We start from the raw sequence: 16,780 nt of genomic DNA, 5'->3' as shown, positions 1-16,780 counted from the left end.
ATCTGTTTTGAGGTCCACAATGCCCAGCCCCGCCGAACGCCTGCGCGCCCATCTCGCGGCGACCGATTTCACCGTCATGCCCTGCTGCTTCGACGGCCTGTCGGCCAAGATGATCGGCGATGCCGGATTTCCGGTGACTTTCATGTCGGGCTTCGCGGTCTCGGCGACGCGCATCGGCGCGCCGGATACGGGATTGATCTCCTACGGCGAGATGGTCGACACGGGCCGCAACGTCTGTGCCGCAACAAGGGCTTTGGTGATCGGCGACGGCGATACGGGCTACGGCAACGCGCTGAACGTCAAGCGCACGGTCAAGGGCTACGCGCAGGCGGGTTTCGCCGCTGTGATGATCGAGGATCAGGTGGCGCCGAAACGTTGTGGCCATACCAAGGGCAAGCTCGTCGTCGATCGGGCGCATGCGGTCGATCACATCAAGGCGGCCGTGGACGCACGCGAGGAGGGGGCCGATATCCTGATCCTGGCCAGAACCGACGCAAGACACGGCCTTGGGCTGGACGAGGCGCTGGAGCGCGCGCGGCTGTTCAAGGAGGCGGGCGCGGATATCCTGTTCGTGGAAGCGCCGAAGTCGCGCGCGGAAATGGAAACGATCTGCCGCGAGGTGCCAGGCTGGCATATGGCGAACATGGTGGAAGGCGGCGAAACGCCGATCCTGCCGCGGGACGAACTGGCGGCGATCGGCTACCGGCTCGCTGCCTATCCGTTGACGCTGCTATCGGCCGCGATGAAGGCAATGCGCGATGCGCTGGCCGCCATGGCGGAAGGGCGCCACCCGGATGAATTGCTGCTCGATTTCGCCGAATTGCGCGACCGTGTTGGCTTCAACGCCTATTACGAGGCCGAACAGCGCTACGCCGACCGGCGGGACTAGAATCCCGGCGGAGTGCGGCCCAGCCAGTCCGTAGCCTGTTCGTAGGCGTGGCCGAGTTTCAGCACGTCTAGATCGGCGCGCGGGCGGCCGATGATCTGGAAGCCCATGGGCAAGCCGTTGTCCGAAAAGCCGGCCGGCACGGCGAGGACGGGCAGGCCGAGAAGGCTTGCCGGCACCACGACCTCCATCCAGCGGTGATAGGTGTCCATTGTCTTGCCGCCAATTTCCTTCGGCCAGTGCAGATCGACGTCAAAGGGGAAGAGTTGGGCGGCGGGAAGGATCAGGTAATCGTAACTGGCGAAGACGCGAAGCACCGCACGGTGCCATTGGCTGCGCACCTCCGAGGCCGCCTGGATGTCGGCAAGCGATAAGGCAAGGCCGCCCTCGACTTCCCAGATCGCCTCCGGCTTGAGCAGGGCGCGTTTCGCAGGATCGTTGTAGAGCGGCGCAAGACGGGCGAGCACGCGCCAGTGGCGAAGCGTCAGCCAGGAGGTCCACACCCGTTCCATGTCGAAACCGGTCGATGCGAGTTCGACCGTGCAGCCCAGATCCTCGAAGACTTTCAGGGCATTGCCGCAGAGATCCAGGACGCCGGGCTCGAAGGGAATGTGTCCGCCGAGATCGCCGAGCCAGCCGATGCGTTTGCCGGACATGTCGGCCGCGAGCGGGCCGGCGAATTCCGAGCCGTCGCCTTCAAACGACTGCGGCGCGCGCGGATCGTAGCCGGCCTGGGTGGAAAGCAGCATCGCGACATCGGCGACCGAGCGCCCCATCGGACCATCCGTCGCCATGCCGTCGAAGAAGACTTCCGGCGACGGGCCGGACGGCACCCGGCCGTAGCTGGGGCGCAGGCCGATGACGTTGTTATAGGCGGCGGGGTTCCTGAGCGAACCCATCATGTCGCTGCCATCGGCTACCGGCAGGAGGCGGGCGACAAGGGCGGCAGCCGCGCCGCCGCTGGACCCGCCGGCCGATTTCGCCGAATCCCAGGGATTGCGGGTCGGCCCGAACACCGGGTTGAAGGTATGGGAGCCGAGGCCGAATTCCGGCGTGTTGGTCTTGCCGATCAGGATCGCCCCGGCAGAGCGCAGCCGTTCCACGTGGATGGCGTCTTCCGGCGGCAGGAAATCCTTCAGGATCGGCGAGCCGAAGGTGGTCACAATGTCCTTCGTTGCGGCGAGGTCCTTCACCGCTTGCGGAATACCGTGCAGCCAGCCGCGATACATCCCTGCTGCCAATTCCCGGTCGCGCTCGTCTGCTTCGGCTAGGAGGCGGTCCTCGTCGCGCAGGCTGACGATCGCGTTGATCTTCGGATTGAACCCGGCGATCCGCGAGAGATAGGCCTGCATCACCTCCCGGCAGGAAAGGCGCCGCTCCCTGATGCCTTGCGAAAGCTCCAGAGCCGAAAGCGACGTCAATTCCATGAGGAATTCCTTTCTGTCGGCGATGCCTCAGCCCAAGGCCGAAACGCGCGCATGCAGCGGGTCGTAAAGCGGATTGGTGGTGCCGAATACATAGTCGAGCGTCGACACGGCGACATGTCCCGCCCCTTGCGCCCTGAGCATGGCGGCGCAGGCAGGCACGCGGGAGGCGGGGCAGTGCAGCAGCAGGATTTCTTCCGCCCGCGCGCCGAAGGGCGTGGTGCAGCCGTGTTCGGCGACGGCGAGCTTGGCCGCCGCTTCCGGATCAGGCAGCAATGCCTTGATTTCCTTGCAGGTGCGGGCGTTTTCTTCGGCCGCGACCTGATCGAGGATGGAGCGGGCGGCGGCAAGCGCCTCCTCGCACCAGGTTGCGGTGAGCGAGGCGACAAGGTGGGCCTGTGAGTGCAGGATGACGCCATCCTCCGGCACCTTGAGATTGTTTGCCTTCAAGGTGGAGCCGGTCGAGGTGATGTCGACGATCAGCTCCGCGCTGCCAGCGGCCGGCGCGCCTTCCGTGGCGCCCGCGCTTTCCACGATGCGGTAGTCGGCAATGCCGTTCGCGGCGAAGAAGGCCCGCGTCAGGTTCACATATTTGGTGGCGACGCGCATGCGCCGGCCGTGGCGGGCGCGGAAATCCGAAGCAACATCGGAAAGGTCTGCCATCGTCGAAACGTCGATCCATGCGGAGGGCAGCGCCACCACCACATCGGCATGGCCGAAGCCGAGCGCGGTCACGAGATGGGTTTTCGCCTCGGGTTCGGCGATGTTCTCCTCGACCAGATCGATGCCGGTAATGCCCATGTGGACGGAGCCGTCGGCGATCTCGCGTGCGATCTCGGAGGCCGAGAGGAAGGCGATCTCGACGCCGTCGAAGCCCTTGATCGTGCCGCGATAGTTGCGGTCGCCGCCCGGGCGCTCGATGGTGAGCCCGGCTCGCGCGAAGAAGGCGTGGGTATTGTCCTGCAGGCGACCCTTGGAGGGGATGGCGATGGTGAGTTTCGTCATGTCACCCTCAGATACGGTCGAGCCAGATCGAAAAGCCGACGGCCGGTACCGGCGCGCTGGCGCCAAGAAGCTGCAGCAGACGGTCGTAGCGGCCGCCGCCGACGATCTGGCCGGCCTGACGGCGCTTCGCGTCGTGCACCTCGAAGACGAAGCCGGTGTAATAGTCGAGCCGGCGGCCAAAATCGGCGGCGAAGCGGATCGTGTCGAGATCGGTGCCGTTCGCCTCGATCGCCGCGAGACGGGCGCGGAAATGGGCGATCGGTTCGGCAAGGTCAATCGAGGTTTCCGAAGCGAAGACTTCAAGCCTTGCCAGCGCTTCTACCGGCTTGCCGGAGATATCGAGGAAGCGGGTGAGGAGGCTGGCAGCCTCGTCGGCGACGCCGGCGCTGCTGGAAAGGGCGGCCTGCTCCAGGAACCGTTCGGCGATCTCGCCGGCGGTGCGTCCGCCGACCGTTTCGATACCGGCAATCGAAAGGAGATCCTCGACGATAGCTTGCGCGGCTTCCGGGTCGGAGCCCTCCAGCGCGGCGAGGAAGCCTATGCGCTCGGCCTTTACCGCGTCGCCGTTGCCGTCAACATTGCCGCCCATGCGGGCGATGGCCTGATCAAGCTGCGCACGCTCGCCGAATAGATCCTTCAGCCGTCGTTTCCACACCGCCGGGATGGACAGCCCGTCGATGACGGCGGTGAAGAGGGCCTCGTCGCCGATCCGCACCTCAACGTTTTTCGCGCCAAGCTTCGACAGGGCATCGAGGGCAAGCGCTAGAATATCTGCGTCGGCCTGCTCGCAATCCGTCCGGCCGATGCTTTCGGCACCCGCCTGCAGGAATTCGCCGGTTTCGCCGGGCCGCTGGCGGAAGACCGGACCGCCATAGCTGTAATTGGCAAGCCGTGCCGCTTTGCCGTCCTCAAGGTGCTGGCGGCAGACGGGAATGGTGAAGTCCGGACGCAGGCACAGGTCGCGCCCGTCCTGATCGGCGCTGAGATAGAGCCGGCGGCGGATATCCTCGCCGGTGAGGTCGAGGAACACGTCGGCGGGCTGGAGGATCGGCGGGGAAATGCGTGCGTAACCCCGCTCCTGAAAGAGCCCGGCAAGCCCGGAAAGCCGCTCCTCCATCGTCGCCATGTCAGTTTCCTTTCGCCGCGCGGCGGTCTTCGGCCTGGGCGGCCAGCATGGCGCGCACGGTCTCCACGAGATCCGCCTCGCGCGCGGTGACCTGCGCCGGCCGGCTCTCGCGCCAGGTGACGTTGTCGGTGATTTCGCCGGAAAGCCGCTTGCCCTCGATCAGGTCCTTGATCTGGATCTCGCCGGCGGCGCGCTCGTCCGAGCCCTGGATGATGGCGAGCGGGCAGCCGCGCCGGTCGGCATATTTCAGCTGGTTGCCGAATTTCTTCCAGTTGCCCTGATACATCTCGGCGCGGATGCCTGCGGCGCGCAAAGTCTGCGTCATTTGCTGGTAGCGGCCAAGCGCTCCGGTATCGCCGTCCATCACGGTGACGAGCACAGGCGCGAGCACGTCTTCGTCGCCGAGCTTGCCGAGGTTCTTCAGCGCCGTCATCAGGCGCGACACGCCGATGGAAAAGCCTGTTGCCGGAACGTCGCGGCCGGTGAAGCGCTTGATCAGGCCGTCATAGCGCCCGCCGCCGCCGACCGAGCCGAACTGGACGACTTCGCCCTTCTCGTTGGTGACGTCGAACAGCAGCTCCGCTTCGTAGACCGGGCCGGTGTAATATTCGAGGCCACGCACGACGGAAGGGTCGATGCGGATGCGGCCATCTCCGTATCCAGCAGCTTTCACCAGATCCCAAATTGTTCGAAGCTCTGCCTGCCCAGACAGGCCAGTCGAGCTGCTATAGAGAAGTCGCGAATAGCCGCCAAAAACCAAGTCTGCACGATGTGCTTCATACTCAGAGCCTGCCATTCCACCTTGAGCGCGGCGAGCTTGGGCTGCCGGATGTTCTTTGATGACCTCCTCGCTAATATTGCCGACGTCGAGAAGGGTTATCACCTTCTCAATTGCATCGGAATTCAACCCCGCCCCCTTCGTAAAATCCCCGCTCTCGTCCTTGCGGCCCTCGCCGAGCAGCAGCGCGACACCCTCCGGACCGAACTTGTCGAGTTTGTCGATGGCGCGCAGCACGGTCAGCCGGCGCTCGGCATTCTCGTCGCCGCCCAGACCGATTGCCTCCATCACGCCATCGAGCACCTTGCGGTTGTTGACGCGGATGACGTAGTCGCCGCGCGCAATACCAAGCGCTTCCATCGTGTCGGCCATCATCATGCACATTTCGGCATCCGCCTGGACGCCGGCGGCGCCCACCGTGTCGGCGTCGAACTGCATGAACTGGCGGAAGCGGCCCGGCCCCGGCTTCTCGTTGCGGAACACCCAGCCGGCGCGATAGGTGCGATAGGGAAGCTGGATCTCGTTGATGTTTTCCGCGACATGGCGGGCAAGCGGCGCGGTGAGGTCGTAGCGCAGGCTCATCCACTGCTCGTCGTCGTCCTGCACGGAGAAGACGCCGGCATTCGGACGGTCGGTATCGGGCAGGAACTTGCCGAGGCAGTCGGTATATTCGAAAGCCGGCGTTTCGACCGGGTCGAAGCCGTATCGCTCGTAGACCTGGCGAATGCGGGCGACCATCGCGTCGGTCGCGCGGATATCGGCCGCCGACCGGTCCACGAAGCCGCGCGGCAGGCGCGCCCTGAGCTTGTCTTGCTTTACTTTCGCCATGTCTCGATAGGGTCCGTCGATAAGTTCAATTCCGGCTCATAAAGACCGTATTTTCATTGCGAACATGCTCTAGACGATTGCGGTTTGAGGGGCAAGGCGGCGAGGGGACTTGCATTGCCCGGCGTTCCGAATATGGTCCGCCGCGAAATCGGCCAGAAATGCCCGGGCGGGCAGGGCCGCGACAGGAGCATTCATGCTGGCAGGCACGGGCGCAAGCGGCGACGTCGCGACGCTGACAGAAAACAGGAGCGGGGCCGCGCCCACGCTCACCGTCGTGCTGCCGACCTACAACGAGCGCGACAATGTGCCGGTGATGATCGCCCGGCTCGACGCGGTGCTGAAGGGCGTCGACTGGGAGGTGATCGTCGTCGACGACAATTCGCCGGACGGCACCTCGGACGTCGCCCGCAAGGTGGCGCGGCACGATCCGCGCGTCCGCGTCATCCGCAGGATCGGCCGGCGCGGGCTCTCCGGCGCCTGCATCGAGGGCATGCTGGCATCCTCGGCGCGCTTCGTCGCGGTGATGGATGCCGACCTGCAGCATGACGAGACGCTGTTGCCGAAGATGCTTGCGCATCTGGAAAGCGGCGAGGCGGACCTCGCGGTCGCCAGCCGGCATGTCGAAGGCGGCAATATCGGCCATGGCTTGACGAAGATACGCGCCGCCGGCTCGAACCTTGCCAATGGCCTTGCCCGCAAGCTGCTCGGCGTGACGCTGTCCGATCCGATGAGCGGTTTCTTCATGATTTCCCGCAGCGAGGCGGAGCGGCTTGCGCCCTCGCTTTCGACGCAGGGCTTCAAGATCCTTCTCGACATCGTGGCGAGCGCCAGGGGAAGCCTGCGCATCGTCGAACTTCCCTTCGTTTTCCGCGAGCGCATTCACGGCGAGAGCAAGCTCGACACGCTGGTGACGCTCGACTATCTGGGGCTTCTCGTGTCCAAGCTTTTCGGCGATTTCGTTTCCATCCGTTTCCTGATGTTCAGCATGGTCGGCGCCTCGGGCGTCGTCGTGCATCTGGCGGCGCTGAAATTCACGCTCGATCTTCTGGGTGCCCCGTTCAACGCCGCGCAGACGATCGCGACCTTCGTGGCGATGACGTGGAACTTCTTCCTCAACAACCGGCTGACCTACCGCGACCGGCGACTGACGGGCATGGCGGCGCTGCGCGGGCTTCTGACCTTCTATGCCGTCTGCAGCGTCGGCGTGCTGGCCAATGTCGGCGTGGCGAACCTGATCTATGAAAACCAGCCCGTCTGGTGGTTTGCCGGTGCGGCGGGTGCCGCCATGGGCGCGGTTTGGAACTACGCGGCGAGCTCGGTTCTCACGTGGCGCCGGGCTTGAAAACCACGCAAAGGGATATCGCCCTGCCGGCCTATCTTCGTCCCGCCGCCCTTGTCGCTATCGTTCTGGCGCTGACGCTTGTCCGGCTATGGGTCGGGTCGCAGGCCGGTCTTGCCGAGGACGAGGCTTATTATCGGCTTTGGGGCCTGTCGCCTGCCTTCGGCTATCTGGATCATCCGCCGATGGTTGGCTGGTGGATCGCGCTCGGTCAGACCTTCCTCGGCGATACCGCCCTTGCCGTGAGGATCACCGGCATCCTCGCCGCGGCGCTCGGCTCGCTGGTGCTGTGGCGGACGGCCGACATCCTCTTTGGACGTACGGTCGCTGGGTGGTCGGTGCTGTTGTTCAACGCCACCGTCCTGATCGGCGTCGGCAGCCTGATCGCGACGCCCGATGCCCCGTCGGTCTTCTTCTGGGGGCTGGGCCTGTGGGCGGTTGCCGAACTGATCCGCTCGCAAAATCCCTATTGGTGGCTGGCGGTCGGGCTGTTCGCGGGCCTCGGCCTCGTGTCGAAATACTCGGTGCTTTTCTTCGGTGCCGGGCTGGTGCTCTGGCTGCTTTTCATGGCGAAGGGGCGGCGCTGGCTGACCGCGTGGCAGCTCTGGGTGGGCGGTGCGCTGGCGGTCCTCGTTTTCCTGCCCGTGCTGCTGTGGAATGCCGGGCATGAATGGGCGTCCTTCGCCAAGCAGTTCGGCCGTGCGGTGCCGGAAGGCTTCACGCTGAAATATCTCGCGGAATTTGTCGGCGCTCTCGCCGGCCTGCTCAATCCTCTGGTGGCCCTTCTCGCGGTTGCCGGCTTTGTGCAGCTCGTCGGGCAAATGCGGCAGGGCGACGAGAAGGCCGGGCTGATCGTGCTCGGCGTCCTGCCCTTCATCGCCTATCTGGTCTTTCATTCCTTCCACGCGCGCGTGCAGGGCAACTGGCCGGCGCCGCTCTTTCCCGCCTTTGCGATGATGGCCGGTGTCGCGGCCGCCAATTTGCCGAAAGCCCTGCCGCGTTTCTGGCGGGGCGTGAGGCAGGCGGCAGTGCCGCTCGGGATCGTCGTGTCGCTGCTGGTGATGCTGCATGCGGCGATGCCTTTCACCGGTGCCTTCGCCCGCCGCGATCCAACGCATCAGACCCGGGGCTGGGAGGAAATCGCGGCCGGCGTCGAGAGGATCGCCGCCGATCAGGGGGCCGCATGGGTCGCGTCCAATAACTATGCTCCGGCTTCGCAGCTCGCCTTCGCTTTGCGTGGCAGGCTTCCCGTCGAGCAGCTCAACGAGCGCATCCGCTATGTGATGCAGGCTCCGCTGGATGAGGACATCGTAGCCAAGCCAGCTCTTTTCATCACCCGGGCGCGCAACGATCCGGGGGCGGACTACCTGAGGCAGCGCTTCGGCAGCGTGGAGCGGCTTCCTGACCTGACGCGGCAATCTCTTGGTACCCCGATCGAGGATCTCGTGGTCTATCGGGTAGCCGATCCGGTCGGCGATCCGCGCGATCCGGTGTTTCCCGCCGAAGGCTGAGCGATGTTGCAGTTGCGGCCGAAAGCCTTTTGACGGAAAGTCCTGCGACATGAAACGCATCACCCTGACCTCGGCAGAATACGGCCTGGCCTTCGGCGTCGACCGCTCGATCCGCGACCTGGCGGCCGCCGGTTTGCTGTCGGCAGTGGGCTGTATTGCCGCGTCCGACCTGTGGTCGCGCGAGTATCTGCCGCTGCGCCAGACGATCGACAAGGCCGGGCACGCCACGCTGATAGGTGTCACGCTGGCGCTTACCCAGCCATGGGCTCCGGTATCCGACGAGGCCGCGCGCTACTTCGAGAAGGGCTTTCCCTCGCGCCGCTGGTACGGCTGGCGCAGCCGGCTGCACCTCCTGCCGGAAGATGCGCTCGCTGCCGAGATTGCGGCCCAGATCGACCGGTTCGAGGACTATTACGGCAAGGCGCCGGATTTCCTGCTGCTCGCCGACGAACTGATGGCGTATTCGCGGCTGGCGAGAATCGTGATGGAAGTGGCGGCAAGCCGCCGCAAACCGCCGATGATCGTGTCGCCGTTCACGGAAGACGGCCCGGCGCGCCGCTTCCGCCGCAGGGTAGAGAAAGCGGGTCTCGAGCATCTGCCGCGCGGCCGGGATCTGCCAATGGCTTCCGAGCGGGACAAGCTCGAGGCCCATGTCTGGAACGGCTTCGACGGCCTGCCCGATCAGGCGGTTTCCTTCTGCTTTCCGGCAGAAGCGGACGACCGGCTGCGCCGGTTGGAGCCGGTTGCGAGGGTCGAGGCACGCAGGCGCCAGAGCGAGTTCCTTGCCAGCGATCGCTTCAATATCCTGTTGCTCAACAAGGACCTGTTCCTGTTTTGACAACGACAAAAGCCCCCGCGGGGACAGGGGCTTTCGTCGTCTGGATCAGGGAGGCCGTCGGCAATTCGCAATCGGGAGGAAGATTGCGGGACGCGCTGCCGACATGAACTAAGCTAGCATCCTGCTCATTTTTCTTAAGTGACGACAATCACAGTTTCGCCTCTTTCCCGAAAGCGGTCCATTCGGCAATGTTGCGCAGCGGCATGTGGCCAAAACCACAGAAGACGCGTGGTAATGCGTCGCGTGCCGTGTAGGATGGGCTCTAATCCTCACGGGGATCACGCCGATGGTCGAACTGCAGCATTTCCTGGAAAACAGCTTTTCGCTCGAAGGCCTTTCGATGGATCTGGCCGAGCGTCTTGCGGCGCTTGCCCGTCCAATTACGGCAAAGGGGGGTGCGATCCTCTTCGAGGCAGGCGATCCGGGAAACGGCTGCTATGCGATCCTGGAAGGATCTCTGAAGGTGTCGATCATGAGCGTGGAGGGGGATGAACAGCTTCTGGCCGTGATGGGCCCCGGCAATATCGTCGGAGAATTGGCGCTTCTCGACGGACGCGCCCGCTCGGCAACGGTTACCGCGCTGAAGCCGACGCGGCTCGCCTTCATCGAGAAGCACGCCTTCGAGCGCTTCGCGGACGAGAATCCGGCGGTTTACCGGCACATGCTCTCCATCGTCGGCAAGCGGCTCAGGCAGGCCAACGACGTGCTGGCCGCACGTTCCTTCCTGCCGCTGCCGGGCAGGGTCGCGCAGACGCTGCTTCAGCTTGCCGACAGTTTCGGCAAGCCGATCGACAACGGGCGTATCCTGATCCACTACAAGCTGTCGCAAGCCGACATTGCGAATATGGCCGGTGCAGCGCGTGAGAATGTCAGCCGGGTACTGAACGACTGGAAACGCTCCGGCACGATCAGCCGCATTTCCGGCTACTATTGCCTTGAACAGCCCAAATTGCTGGAGCAGGCGGCTACGCTTTGAGCATCCGCCGGGCCGGCATTGTCACTGCCGCCGGATTTCCGGGGGAATTTCCCCGAGCACTTGTGTTTTGCTCAGCAGCGCCGCCAGCGTTTGTTCATTGAGGCTTTCCAGGAAAGCTTCAGACGCCTTGCGCATGGCGGGCCTGAGCGCACACGCGGGCAGGAAGGCGCAGGAGCCTCCCTCGCGCAGGCAATCGACCACGCCAAGATCGGGCTCCATCTTGCGTACCACGTCGCCGACGCGGATCTGGTCCGCTGGCCGACCGAGCCTGATACCACCGCCGCGTCCGCGGTTCGTCTCGACAAGACCCAGACGGCCGAGTTTCGCCACTATCTTCATGACATGGGAGCGAGCAAGGCCAAGCCGGCGGCTGACGGACTCAACCGTCTGGGCTGTCTCCGATTGGCCCAGTAAAAGGAGAACTCGCAGCGAAAAATCGCTAGCCTGGCTGAGACGCATTGCCGCTATCCATAAAACATTCATATACGATATTGAATTTACGGTGCGGTAATGGCAAATGAAAGATGCATCTTAAATGCATAAATTCGTTGCCGAGGCTTCATGACAGAGATCGATATTCGTCCGGCAGGTGCCAGGAATGCGGTTCACCCGTCTATCGACGCCGACGGCATCTCGCGTCTGGTCGACACATTCTATGGTCGGATCAGGGAACATCCCCGTCTTGGGCCGATCTTCGAGGCGAAGCTGGAGGGAAACTGGACCCCGCATCTGCAGAAGATGAAACTCTTCTGGCACTCCGTGTTGCTGAAAAGCGGAGCCTACAAGGGACGGCCTGTACCAACGCATCTCGCGCTGAAATCGATCGTGTCCAGCGACTACGGCGAATGGCTGGCGGTGTTCCGCCCGGTGGCGCACGAGGTCTTCGAGGCCGAAGCGGCGGAAGCGGTCATCGAAGTCGCCGAGCGCATTGCCCAGAGTCTGTGGCTGGCGACTTTCGGCTTTGCCGGTTCGGATGTTCCGGGCGCGTTGAAATCGTCCGGCGGATAGATCACCCTGCCTGAAAGGGATTCGCCTCGGCGAGGCGCGGTCGGGGAGGCGAAGGCAGGTGAGCGGGAAAAGGGAAAAATCGCCGATGGCAGGAGATGAAGAACAGCCCCTGGGCGAACTGACGCTCCGAACCATGGCGATGCCGGCGGACACCAATGCGGCGGGCGACATTTTCGGCGGCTGGGTGCTGTCGCAGATGGATCTGGCGGGAGGTATCGCGGCCGGCGAGAGGGCGTCCGGGCGCGTCGTCACCATTTCCGTCGATACGATGAAATTCATCCGTCCCGTCCACGTGGGTGACGTTCTCTGCGTCTATTGCGATATCGGCGCGATCGGACGAAGCTCGATGAAAATCAAGATCGAAGCCTGGGCGCGGCGGCACCGTTTCGGCCACCGCGAAAAGGTGACCGAGGCGATGTTTACCTTCGTCGCAGTCGATGACGACGGCCGGCCGCGTCCGGTCCCAGGGGTTAACTGATACCGGCAGGATTCCTGCGCCTTGTGCGGCGAAAGGCTTCGGTCTCCGCCGGATGGCGTCTGGCCAGGTCGGCGAGCAGCCCTTCGTCGATGGCATGCGGGCAACCGGAATTCCACAAGGCCAGTATCCCTGTCAGACGCTCCTGGAGTAGCTCGTCGGAGAGTGGAGCCGCCTTCGCACGCCAGCCGCCGATCAGCCGGTGCGAAAGCAGGCGTGCAAGCGCATAGAGTTCGAAGTCTCGCGACGGCTCGCCGCCTGCACTTGCCGGAGCGGCCTGACCCCCTGCGCCTGACAGCACATCGCGCGGAAATGGTTCGACAGACATAAAAAATCCTCCTTCGGTTTCCCGAGGAGGACTGGCGCAAAAAGCTCTCTTGGAGCAAAGAACCGCTTGGTTGCCGGTTTCCCGGCCACATCCCTATTGCGGAAACCACCTTGCCCGGTCAGGCAGGTTGGCGAGGGCGCCAGCCCTTCTCTTGATGAAGGCGCCGATATGCCACAAGAGCCCGGCGGGAACAAGGGGGATCGGCAGGCAGATCGTTCACCGAAGAGAGAGGCCGGGATTTCAGGTTGCCCTGGCCAGATCGTCCAGGTCGGCGAAGTTTTCTTCCGCCCGGGGATCCAGCGCCATCGTTTCCGGGGTGGCGAAACGCGTGACCGACGGCATGATGACGAAATCTTCGCGCAGCTCCGGCGCAATGGCCCTGCGGCGGGTAATCCGCCAGACTGCAAAGAGGATAATCAAGGCGTGGGCGCTTGCAGTTACCATGAAGAGGCCGCTGGGTACCGTGGCGCTCATTATCAGCGCTGCCGCCAGCGGGCCGATAATGCAGCCGATGCCATAAAGCAGAAGCAGGCCGCCGCTGGTCTTCAGGAATTCGCCTGCCGGCGTGTAGTCGTTCGCATGGGCCACGATGACCGGATACATGGAATAGATCATCCCGCCGAAGCTGGTCACGAGCAGCGTGACCATGAGTGGCGTCAGCATGCCGTCGAGGCTCAGGGCGGTACCGCACGCACAGCCGATCGCCGCGATGATGATCAGAACGACGCGGCGGTCCATCCTGTCCGATAGAATGCCGACCGGGATCTGGATCAGCGAGCCGGCCAGCAGCGCAAGCGACATCATGCCGGCGATGTTGGTGACCGACAGGCCGATCTTGCGGCCATAGACGGCGCCAAGCGTTCCAAAGGCGCTGTTCGAGATGCCGACGAGCAGGACAGCCACGACGGCGACCGGCGAATTCCGCCACAGCGCCCTGATGTCAAGTCGCGCCTTGGCAAGCGGCATCGGCGCGGCTGCCGTGGAAAGGGCGGTCGGCAGCAGCGCCGTCGAGTAGATGATCGAGCCGAGAACAAAGAAGAGGAAGCCGGCGGGATCGCCGGTTGTCAGCAGCATCTGGCCGGCGGTTGTCGCTCCCAGATTGATCATTGTGTAGAAGCCGAAGATGCGTCCCCGGTTTTCCGGCGTCGCCCGCTCGTTCAGCCAGCTTTCGACCACCATCGCCGCACCCGCGAAGCAGAAACCGGACAGGGCGCGAAGCGGGATCCATGCAGCCGGCAGCATGAAAAGCAGGTTCAGCAGCATCACGATCGCCGCGAGCGAACACAGAACGCCGAAGGTGCGGATATGGCCGACGCGGCGCACGATCACCGGCGTCAACAGGCAACCTGTGACATAGCCAATTGCCCATCCGGTTCCGAGCAGGCCGAGGGCGGTGTCGGAAAACCCTTCTATGGAGCCGCGCAGCGGCAATAGAAGTCCGTGCAGGCCGCCCGCGAGCAGCAGCAGGCCGGAACCGAGCAGGAGGGCGGCGATCGGGATCAGGTGAGTCATCTAGGAGGCTTGGACAATCCGGAAATGAAACCGCTGCGTGCAAATCACAACGGTAACATAACAAAAGACGCGCCGCATCGCGAACCATATGCCGCAGCGGCATCGCCTTTCCACTCGCCATCCTTGGCAATTTGAAGGCGGGCCGCGTAGATTTTTTCGGCAGTCCCTTTCGCCTCAATAATGCGGCGGGCGCGTAACCGGATGGCCAGGGTTGGCGAGGTCGGCGAGATCCTGGAATTCCTCTTCCAGCGCATCGAGGCGGCGCTGCATGCGGTCGATCAGCTCGGCCTGGGCGATGACGACCTCGTTCAATTCCTCCACGGTGCGGGACTGATGGGCGATCTGGGTTTCCAGATCGGTGATGCGCGATTCGATCTCCGCCGACATTCATGCCTCCGGGCGTTGCGGTGAAATGAAAAGGGCGACCCGAGGGCCGCCCTTTGTTTTGCAACGGATTCGAACTTCCTAGAAGTCCATGCCGCCACCGAAGTCTGCTGTTGCCGACTTTGGCATACCCGCTGATGGGCGGCTTTATAGACTTCTTAGAAGTCCATGCCGCCCATGCCGCCGCCCGGCATCGCCGGAGCAGCTTCCTTCTTCGGAAGCTCGGCGACCATCGCCTCGGTGGTGATCAGCAGACCGGCGACGGAAGCCGCGTCCTGGATCGCCGTGCGGACGACCTTGGTCGGATCGATGATGCCGGCCTCGACCATGTTGACGAATTCTTCCGTCTGGGCGTTGAAGCCGAAGGTCTCGCTGGAGTTCTCCTGGATCTTGCCGACGACGATCGATCCTTCCACGCCGGCGTTCTCGGCGATCTGGCGGATCGGAGCCTCAAGAGCGCGCAGGACGATCTTGATGCCGGCGCTGATGTCGGAGTTGGAGGAGGTGAGGGCCTCGACGGCCTTCTTGGCACGCAGCAGAGCCGTGCCGCCGCCCGGGACGATGCCTTCCTCAACCGCGGCGCGGGTGGCGTTCAGCGCATCGTCAACGCGGTCCTTCTTCTCCTTCACCTCGACTTCGGTCGCGCCGCCGACGCGGATGACGGCGACGCCGCCGGCGAGCTTGGCAAGACGCTCCTGCAGCTTCTCGCGGTCGTAGTCGGAGGTGGTTTCCTCGATCTGGGCCTTGATCTGGGCGACGCGGGCCTGGATCGCTTCCTTCTCTCCGGCGCCGTCGACGATCGTGGTGTTCTCCTTGGAGATGGAGACCTTCTCGGCGGTGCCGAGCATGTCGATCGTGACGTTCTCGAGCTTGATGCCGAGGTCCTCGGAAATCACGGTGCCGCCGGTCAGGACAGCGATGTCCTCAAGCATGGCCTTGCGGCGGTCGCCGAAGCCCGGAGCCTTGACGGCAGCGATCTTGAGGCCGCCGCGCAGCTTGTTGACGACGAGCGTGGCCAGGGCCTCGCCCTCGACGTCCTCGGCGATGATGAGAAGCGGCTTGCCGCTCTGCACCACGGCTTCCAGGATCGGCAGCATGGCCTGCAGGTTGGAGAGCTTCTTCTCGTGCAGCAGGATGTAGGGCTTCTCGAGATCCGCGACCATCTTCTCGGCGTTGGTCACGAAGTAGGGCGACAGGTAGCCGCGGTCGAACTGCATGCCCTCGACGACTTCAAGCTCGGTCTCGAGAGACTTGGCTTCCTCGACAGTGATGACGCCCTCGTTGCCGACCTTCTGCATGGCCTCGGCAATCATCTTGCCGATTTCGGTCTCGCCATTGGCGGAAATGGTGCCGACCTGGGCAACTTCCTCGGAGGTGTTGATGGTCTTGGAGCGGCCTTCCAGATCCTTAACGACAGCGGCGACGGCGAGGTCGACACCGCGCTTCAGGTCCATCGGATTCATGCCGGCGGCAACCGCCTTGGCGCCTTCCTTGACGATCGACTGGGCGAGCACGGTCGCGGTGGTGGTGCCGTCACCGGCGATGTCGTTGGTCTTCGAAGCGACTTCGCGGACCATCTGGGCGCCCATGTTCTCGAACTTGTCCTCAAGCTCGATTTCCTTGGCGACGGAGACACCGTCCTTGGTGATGCGCGGAGCGCCGAAAGCCTTGTCGATCACGACGTTGCGGCCCTTCGGACCCAGCGTGACCTTGACGGCATTGGCGAGGATATCGACGCCGCGAAGCATGCGGTCGCGGGCGTCGGAGGAGAATTTCACTTCCTTGGCAGCCATTTTATAAGCTCCTTGTTGATCCGTGGCTCCGGCCTTGCTGCACCCTCTCTCGGCCTTCGTGCCAGCTGCCGTTCAAACAGTGGCGCCGGGCACGCGGAGAAAGTCGGGTATCAAGGCCGGTATGAAAACCGGGTGCAGATATCGCGGGCGAAGGTACGAACCTCGCCGCCGCCCCCGGCTTGCGTTACATGATGTCGGCCTGCGCCACTGGTTCGGCCGGAAGAGCCGAAACAGGCGTCATCAGCCGATCACACCCATGATGTCGCTTTCCTTCATGATCAGAAGGTCTTCGCCATCGATCTTCACCTCGGTGCCGGACCACTTGCCGAACAGGACCCGGTCGCCGACCTTGACGTCGAGGGCGATCAGCTCGCCGCTATCCTTGCGGCCGCCGGGGCCGACTGCGACGACTTCACCTTCCTGCGGCTTTTCCTTGGCGGTATCCGGAATAATGATGCCACCGGCGGTCTTCTCCTCCGATCCGACGCGGCGGACGACGACGCGGTCATGCAGCGGACGAAACGTCATGACGTGTTGTTTCCTCTCAAAGCCGTGCGCCCCTTGGCGTC

General features: G+C 63.9%; 17 protein-coding genes and 1 riboswitch. Of the genes, 7 read left to right on the top strand and 10 right to left on the bottom strand.

What is annotated here, in order from left to right; translation table 11 throughout:
* The first annotated feature begins 19 nt into the window (after positions 1-19).
* The gene (locus tag H2509_RS18070; RefSeq protein WP_182167865.1) at positions 20-889 is read left to right on the top strand and encodes an isocitrate lyase/PEP mutase family protein; all 870 of its coding nucleotides are present in this window, start codon (positions 20-22) and stop codon (positions 887-889) included.
* Here H2509_RS18070 and H2509_RS18065 read toward each other — a convergent pair.
* From H2509_RS18065 to hisS, 4 genes are read right to left on the bottom strand one after another with little or no spacing between them, the layout of a single operon-like run.
* The gene (locus H2509_RS18065) at positions 886-2,313 is read right to left on the bottom strand and encodes an amidase (protein ID WP_182167864.1); all 1,428 of its coding nucleotides are present in this window, start codon (positions 2,311-2,313) and stop codon (positions 886-888) included. The genes H2509_RS18070 and H2509_RS18065 overlap by 4 nt on opposite strands.
* A gap of 27 nt (positions 2,314-2,340) precedes the next feature.
* Positions 2,341-3,315 carry an ATP phosphoribosyltransferase gene (gene hisG / locus H2509_RS18060; protein WP_182167863.1) on the bottom strand — a complete coding sequence of 325 codons (975 nt, stop codon included), beginning with the start codon at positions 3,313-3,315 and terminating at the stop codon, positions 2,341-2,343.
* Positions 3,316-3,322: 7 nt separating this feature from the next.
* Positions 3,323-4,441: an ATP phosphoribosyltransferase regulatory subunit gene (locus H2509_RS18055; RefSeq protein WP_182167862.1), complete on the bottom strand. Its 1,119-nt coding sequence runs from the start codon at positions 4,439-4,441 to the stop codon at positions 3,323-3,325.
* 1 nt (position 4,442) lies between these two features.
* Positions 4,443-6,047: a histidine--tRNA ligase gene (gene hisS, locus H2509_RS18050; protein ID WP_182167861.1), complete on the bottom strand. Its 1,605-nt coding sequence runs from the start codon at positions 6,045-6,047 to the stop codon at positions 4,443-4,445.
* A 193-nt stretch (positions 6,048-6,240) separates the two neighbouring features.
* Between hisS and H2509_RS18045 the strand changes: the two genes are divergently transcribed.
* The 4 genes from H2509_RS18045 (at position 6,241) to H2509_RS18030 (ending at position 10,711) form a co-directional block, all read left to right on the top strand.
* Complete coding sequence (locus tag H2509_RS18045) at positions 6,241-7,389, top strand: glycosyltransferase (protein WP_182167860.1); 1,149 nt, start codon at positions 6,241-6,243, stop codon at positions 7,387-7,389.
* On the top strand, positions 7,386-8,897 hold the full coding sequence (locus tag H2509_RS18040) for a glycosyltransferase family 39 protein (RefSeq protein ID WP_182167859.1): 1,512 nt from the start codon (positions 7,386-7,388) through the stop codon (positions 8,895-8,897). The genes H2509_RS18045 and H2509_RS18040 overlap by 4 nt, the downstream gene beginning before the upstream one ends.
* A gap of 49 nt (positions 8,898-8,946) precedes the next feature.
* Positions 8,947-9,735, top strand: a complete 789-nt coding sequence (locus tag H2509_RS18035; protein ID WP_182167858.1) for a ChbG/HpnK family deacetylase — start codon at positions 8,947-8,949, stop codon at positions 9,733-9,735.
* 286 nt (positions 9,736-10,021) lie between these two features.
* A complete protein-coding gene (locus H2509_RS18030) occupies positions 10,022-10,711 on the top strand; it encodes a Crp/Fnr family transcriptional regulator (protein WP_182167857.1) in 690 nt (229 codons plus the stop codon).
* Positions 10,712-10,732: 21 nt separating this feature from the next.
* On the opposite strand, the gene H2509_RS18025 is transcribed toward H2509_RS18030, so the two are convergent.
* Entirely contained in the window at positions 10,733-11,170 is a 438-nt protein-coding gene (locus H2509_RS18025; RefSeq protein ID WP_182167856.1) for an Rrf2 family transcriptional regulator, read from the bottom strand.
* Between the two features lie 102 nt (positions 11,171-11,272).
* On the opposite strand from H2509_RS18025, the gene H2509_RS18020 reads away from it, so the two are divergent.
* Both H2509_RS18020 and H2509_RS18015 read left to right on the top strand, forming a co-directional pair.
* On the top strand, positions 11,273-11,719 hold the full coding sequence (locus H2509_RS18020; RefSeq protein ID WP_182167855.1) for a group III truncated hemoglobin: 447 nt from the start codon (positions 11,273-11,275) through the stop codon (positions 11,717-11,719).
* Between the two features lie 85 nt (positions 11,720-11,804).
* A complete protein-coding gene (locus H2509_RS18015; RefSeq protein ID WP_209002047.1) occupies positions 11,805-12,197 on the top strand; it encodes an acyl-CoA thioesterase in 393 nt (130 codons plus the stop codon).
* Here H2509_RS18015 and H2509_RS18010 read toward each other — a convergent pair.
* The 5 genes from H2509_RS18010 to groES all read right to left on the bottom strand — a co-directional run bounded on the left by H2509_RS18010 (position 12,190) and on the right by groES (position 16,739).
* Positions 12,190-12,522 carry a hypothetical protein gene (locus tag H2509_RS18010; protein ID WP_182167854.1) on the bottom strand — a complete coding sequence of 111 codons (333 nt, stop codon included), beginning with the start codon at positions 12,520-12,522 and terminating at the stop codon, positions 12,190-12,192. The genes H2509_RS18015 and H2509_RS18010 overlap by 8 nt on opposite strands.
* A gap of 56 nt (positions 12,523-12,578) precedes the next feature.
* Positions 12,579-12,685, bottom strand: a riboswitch (SAM-I-IV-variant riboswitch).
* A gap of 77 nt (positions 12,686-12,762) precedes the next feature.
* Positions 12,763-14,034: an MFS transporter gene (locus tag H2509_RS18005; protein WP_182167853.1), complete on the bottom strand. Its 1,272-nt coding sequence runs from the start codon at positions 14,032-14,034 to the stop codon at positions 12,763-12,765.
* A 174-nt stretch (positions 14,035-14,208) separates the two neighbouring features.
* A complete protein-coding gene (locus tag H2509_RS18000) occupies positions 14,209-14,421 on the bottom strand; it encodes a SlyX family protein (protein WP_182167852.1) in 213 nt (70 codons plus the stop codon).
* Between the two features lie 155 nt (positions 14,422-14,576).
* The gene (groL, locus tag H2509_RS17995; protein WP_182167851.1) at positions 14,577-16,211 is read right to left on the bottom strand and encodes a chaperonin GroEL; all 1,635 of its coding nucleotides are present in this window, start codon (positions 16,209-16,211) and stop codon (positions 14,577-14,579) included.
* Positions 16,212-16,451: 240 nt separating this feature from the next.
* Positions 16,452-16,739, bottom strand: coding sequence for a co-chaperone GroES (gene groES / locus H2509_RS17990; RefSeq protein ID WP_182167850.1), 288 nt, complete (start codon positions 16,737-16,739; stop codon positions 16,452-16,454).
* Positions 16,740-16,780: the final 41 nt, after the last annotated feature.

Origin of the sequence: Stappia albiluteola, from assembly GCF_014050225.1 — a bacterium.
Classification (GTDB): domain Bacteria; phylum Pseudomonadota; class Alphaproteobacteria; order Rhizobiales; family Stappiaceae; genus Hongsoonwoonella; species Hongsoonwoonella albiluteola.
This window is presented reverse-complemented; position numbering and strand designations above follow the sequence as displayed.